This is a genomic window from Desulfobacterales bacterium, from assembly GCA_029211065.1.
In the GTDB taxonomy this organism is placed as follows: domain Bacteria; phylum Desulfobacterota; class Desulfobacteria; order Desulfobacterales; family JARGFK01; genus JARGFK01.
Window position 1 is genome coordinate 1 of record JARGFK010000211.1, and the last position, 3,481, is coordinate 3,481.

At 48.4% G+C, this 3,481-nt stretch carries 8 protein-coding genes; 4 read left to right on the forward strand and 4 right to left on the reverse strand.

Going from position 1 to position 3,481, the window contains the following annotated elements; genetic code table 11:
* The 3 genes from P1P89_22725 to P1P89_22735 all read left to right on the forward strand — a co-directional run.
* A partial coding sequence (locus P1P89_22725) for a tetratricopeptide repeat protein (protein ID MDF1594337.1) occupies positions 1 to 286 on the forward strand: 286 nt, incomplete at its 5' end.
* A gap of 103 nt (positions 287 to 389) precedes the next feature.
* Positions 390 to 677, forward strand: a complete 288-nt coding sequence (locus P1P89_22730; protein MDF1594338.1) for a type II toxin-antitoxin system Phd/YefM family antitoxin — start codon at positions 390 to 392, stop codon at positions 675 to 677.
* Positions 674 to 1,102, forward strand: coding sequence for a putative toxin-antitoxin system toxin component, PIN family (locus P1P89_22735; GenBank protein ID MDF1594339.1), 429 nt, complete (start codon positions 674 to 676; stop codon positions 1,100 to 1,102). The genes P1P89_22730 and P1P89_22735 overlap by 4 nt, the downstream gene beginning before the upstream one ends.
* Positions 1,103 to 1,311: 209 nt before the next feature.
* On the opposite strand, the gene P1P89_22740 is transcribed toward P1P89_22735, so the two are convergent.
* Both P1P89_22740 and P1P89_22745 read right to left on the reverse strand, forming a co-directional pair.
* Positions 1,312 to 1,608: a type II toxin-antitoxin system RelE/ParE family toxin gene (locus tag P1P89_22740; protein ID MDF1594340.1), complete on the reverse strand. Its 297-nt coding sequence runs from the start codon at positions 1,606 to 1,608 to the stop codon at positions 1,312 to 1,314.
* Positions 1,609 to 1,612: 4 nt separating this feature from the next.
* The gene (locus P1P89_22745; GenBank protein MDF1594341.1) at positions 1,613 to 1,855 is read right to left on the reverse strand and encodes a type II toxin-antitoxin system ParD family antitoxin; all 243 of its coding nucleotides are present in this window, start codon (positions 1,853 to 1,855) and stop codon (positions 1,613 to 1,615) included.
* Positions 1,856 to 2,136: 281 nt separating this feature from the next.
* On the opposite strand from P1P89_22745, the gene P1P89_22750 reads away from it, so the two are divergent.
* Positions 2,137 to 2,295: a hypothetical protein gene (locus P1P89_22750; GenBank protein MDF1594342.1), complete on the forward strand. Its 159-nt coding sequence runs from the start codon at positions 2,137 to 2,139 to the stop codon at positions 2,293 to 2,295.
* A 346-nt stretch (positions 2,296 to 2,641) separates the two neighbouring features.
* On the opposite strand, the gene P1P89_22755 is transcribed toward P1P89_22750, so the two are convergent.
* Together P1P89_22755 and P1P89_22760 are read right to left on the reverse strand one after the other, a co-directional pair.
* Complete coding sequence (locus P1P89_22755; protein MDF1594343.1) at positions 2,642 to 2,866, reverse strand: hypothetical protein; 225 nt, start codon at positions 2,864 to 2,866, stop codon at positions 2,642 to 2,644.
* On the reverse strand, positions 2,847 to 3,128 hold the full coding sequence (locus P1P89_22760) for a BrnT family toxin (GenBank protein MDF1594344.1): 282 nt from the start codon (positions 3,126 to 3,128) through the stop codon (positions 2,847 to 2,849). Before P1P89_22760 ends, P1P89_22755 begins: the two co-directional genes overlap by 20 nt.
* Positions 3,129 to 3,481: the final 353 nt, after the last annotated feature.

Here is a 3,481-nt window from a genome sequence, read left to right on the forward strand (position 1 = left end):
CCAGGCCCTGGCCATCAACCCCGACCATGCCGAGGCCCATTTCCAGAAGGGAACCCTGTTGGCCAACCAGGATAAGATCGATGCGGCCATCATCCATTTCACCGCGGCGGTCCGCCTAAATCCCGCTGACGTCGATGCCCGCTTCAACCTGGCAACCGCCCTGGCCGGCAGGCACCGATTCAAGGAAGCCATCAGCCATTTTGTCGAGGTCCTGCGGCTTAATCCGGACGATGCCGATGCCCGGAGAAACCTGGGAATCCTGCGGCGGGCCAACATCTCATCCTGAACCGCCGCCGGTTAATTCCGCTTAACCGTGATTGCACCTTGACTTGCCCCTCAACTGAACATACAATCAAGCATACAATTGAGACTCAATTAGAGGTGATGATATGAAATTTCTAAGTGTTCGTGATTTAAAAGGAAAATCTGCTCAAATATGGAGGGAGCTGCCTGAAGAAAAAGAGATGGTTCTGACCAGCAACGGGAGGCCCATCGCAATTCTGAGTTCGATTAATGAAGATAATCTGGAACAGGTATTATCGGCATTTCGCCGGGCTCGCGCCATAGAAGCTGTAGCAGCGCTTCAATATGGATCAGCTGCCAGAGATACCGGTAAGCTCACAATAAAAGAAATTGACAAGGAAATCATGGTGGTTCGCACACAGAGAAAAAAATGAAAATCGTCTTGGATACGAACATCCTGGTTTCGGGTCTGCTCACCCCATTTGGTACGAGTGGTGAAATCATAAGGATGGTTTCATCGGGGCAGCTTTCTTTATGTTACGATGCAAGGATTTTGACGGAATATAGAGATGTGCTTCTTCGTCCCCGCTTCCAGTTTAACCATGAGCATAGTTCTTCGCTGCTTTACTACATCCAACATGCTGGTCAGGTCTATCCGACACAACCATTGCCGAATCCATTACCGGATCCGGACGACGAGCCATTTTTAGAAGTAGCCATTGCAGGCAAGGCATCCTGTTTGATCACGGGTAATAAAGTGCATTTCCCCAAAAGTCATTTGCAAGGCATGAAGGTTTTTTCCCCAACCGATTTTCTCAGGTATTGGGGGAAAAGGAACGCTACAGAACAATCGCATTGAGAGTGGCGGGGGCTCCGTAACCGCGTCATTGGACAAGAACCAGGATAGATTAATTTTAGCGGACGCGACCCTTTCTTCTTGCTCCGACCCCGCTTGGCCGCTTGGCTTATCTGCGTACCTCAATGAAATGGCCGACGTAAGCAGATCATCCTACAGTGCATGTCAACTGAATTATTTAAGAGCACTCCCCCACTCACCCTTGCCACCCTTCATGGCAGGTCTTGATCCAGCCAATCTTCGTGTCCGTGGCGGACACGAACGATCAGGACGTCCCGGTTTTCTTCGACCAGATAAATAATCAGATGAGAGCCATAGGGATAAACACGAACGGGAGGAGAAATTTCCAAACGACTTCTGGCTAGTTCCGGGTTGTCGGAGAGGAGCAAAAAGATCCGCTCCAATCCGACATGATACTTTTCTGCTTGATCAAGGCTGAACCGGTGGGCACCTTCAGCAAAGATGGCGATGATATCTTCGATGGCCTTGCGGGTCAGTCGATAGGCCATGATCCTATGCTTTTACCGCCCGCAAACGGGATTCCTTCAGGACATCAGCCATTGACTGGTCGTCGACGCCGCTTTCCAGACCTTCCGTCACCAGCCGCTGCATTTCGGCAATCCTGGCGGCCTGGGACTGGTCCCTGCGGATCAGATCGCGGACATAATCACTGGCATTGCTGTAACGCCCGGTCTTGGCCCGCGCCTCGACCCAGTGCTTCATCGGATCGGGAAGAGAAACATTCATTGTCGCCATATAAATACCTCCGAAACCATAATGACACAAATTGGCAAAGATTGCCAAGAAATATTCTAAAAAAAGGGGTCATCCTATAATCCCCCTGTCAACAGATAAAAAATATCTTTTGAATCAATGAGTTAAAGATTTGAGCTTTCGCGAACGAACAATGCCTCCGTCCTTTCATTGAAGGATTTAAATGCTCGAAACGCCCAAAAGAAAAATAACAAGCAGTGTCCCCTCTACCCTCCCGGTCAAGCATGCAGAAGCGAGGTGTTTGATATTCTGGAAGACAAGGGATGAAAACAGCCTTCACCAACAGTTTTATAAAAGACCTGAAAAAGCATGCCAAGGACAAAAAGCTCCTGGCGCGCATACAAGAAATCATTCTGGATGTCGAAGCTGCCGATGGGATCCCAGCCATCAACAATTTAAAAAAACTCAAGGCGGAAGGATAGTATTTCCGCATCCGGTCCGGGAACTATCGGCTCGGCCTCATCATTGACGGCGACACCGCCACCTTGGTCCGGATACTTCACCGAAGCGAAATCTACCGTTATTTCCCGTAACAGAAACGGGATGTTCTATCATAGAATTATTGCAGATGGCAGCCACCCTAAGGCAGAGCACATTTATAACGATTCTGATCGTGATGAAAAACACCGGGTGCGTCAAGTCGGGCTGTTCGTGGCATAAGCCGACTCTATCATCATCCCACAGCGTACGTCAACTGAATTACTTAAGTGCGATGTCCCCCTAGACGCACACTCCCGCTCCGGCGCAGCCCGAGTTCTTCTCATCCAATCAAGCGCCTTGTTCGGCGTTTTTCTTGGCGTGTCTTTTCACTATAGGCAGGAGTGACCGCAAGGCTTCATTCACTGAGTCATGATCGGGGAAATATTGGGCCACGTCAGAATCAATTACAACAACGTTTGCCCCCTCCGCATATCTCTTTGCATATTTACCTTTTACTCCTTTACTGAAATCATATCCCTCTAGCATGTCAGGATCATTTTGCATTACTTTCATAATATGACCTCTCTTTTTTCGTCGCCTCTCTGGCGCTTATTATTCTAATATTGTCACCACGCTCAGTATGCACAACAATTAACATGCGGTTTTTATGGGAGATTCCAATTAAAATAAACCGTTCTTCATCTTCGGAGTGAAGCGGATCATGGATTGTCAGCGAAAGAGGATCTGCAAAGACGGTGCTTGCCTCGCCAAAGCTAATGCCATGTTTCTGTTCATTGCTCTTTCCTTTTTCGATATCCCATTCGAATGATAACATATACCGGCCTGATTTTAGTTTTTCGCTTTGCCGTTCCAAGGAGGCGAGGGGCCGCTGCTTGCTATTTTTCTATTCTTGCCATTACCTGCCTATATTGTCACCTACCGGGTTTTGGATGATGAGGTTCGCATCCTGCGCGTGTTGCATGGCGCCCAATTATGGCCGGAAGACATACCGGATAAGTGAGCAGTTCGTCGTGCACAGCAGTGTTACCAGTGCCAGGTTTCGAGTAAGACCCACAGAAACTGATATTTCAAGACCTGACCTCCAGGCATGTTTTGATACATGGATGGAATGTACCGGTTCGACAAAATGAATCAATAGAAAAATAACAAGCAGCGTCCCCCTCCTTA

Excerpts from the sequence above, each read along its gene's own strand:
- P1P89_22730 (MDF1594338.1), top strand. The coding sequence starts at position 390 with ATGAAATTTCTAAGTGTTCGTGATTTAAAAGGAAAATCTGCTCAAATA.
- P1P89_22735 (MDF1594339.1), top strand. The coding sequence starts at position 674 with ATGAAAATCGTCTTGGATACGAACATCCTGGTTTCGGGTCTGCTCACC.
- P1P89_22740 (MDF1594340.1), bottom strand. The coding sequence starts at position 1,608 with ATGGCCTATCGACTGACCCGCAAGGCCATCGAAGATATCATCGCCATC.
- P1P89_22745 (MDF1594341.1), bottom strand. The coding sequence starts at position 1,855 with ATGGCGACAATGAATGTTTCTCTTCCCGATCCGATGAAGCACTGGGTC.
- P1P89_22750 (MDF1594342.1), top strand. The coding sequence starts at position 2,137 with ATGAAAACAGCCTTCACCAACAGTTTTATAAAAGACCTGAAAAAGCAT.
- P1P89_22755 (MDF1594343.1), bottom strand. The coding sequence starts at position 2,866 with ATGAAAGTAATGCAAAATGATCCTGACATGCTAGAGGGATATGATTTC.
- P1P89_22760 (MDF1594344.1), bottom strand. The coding sequence starts at position 3,128 with ATGTTATCATTCGAATGGGATATCGAAAAAGGAAAGAGCAATGAACAG.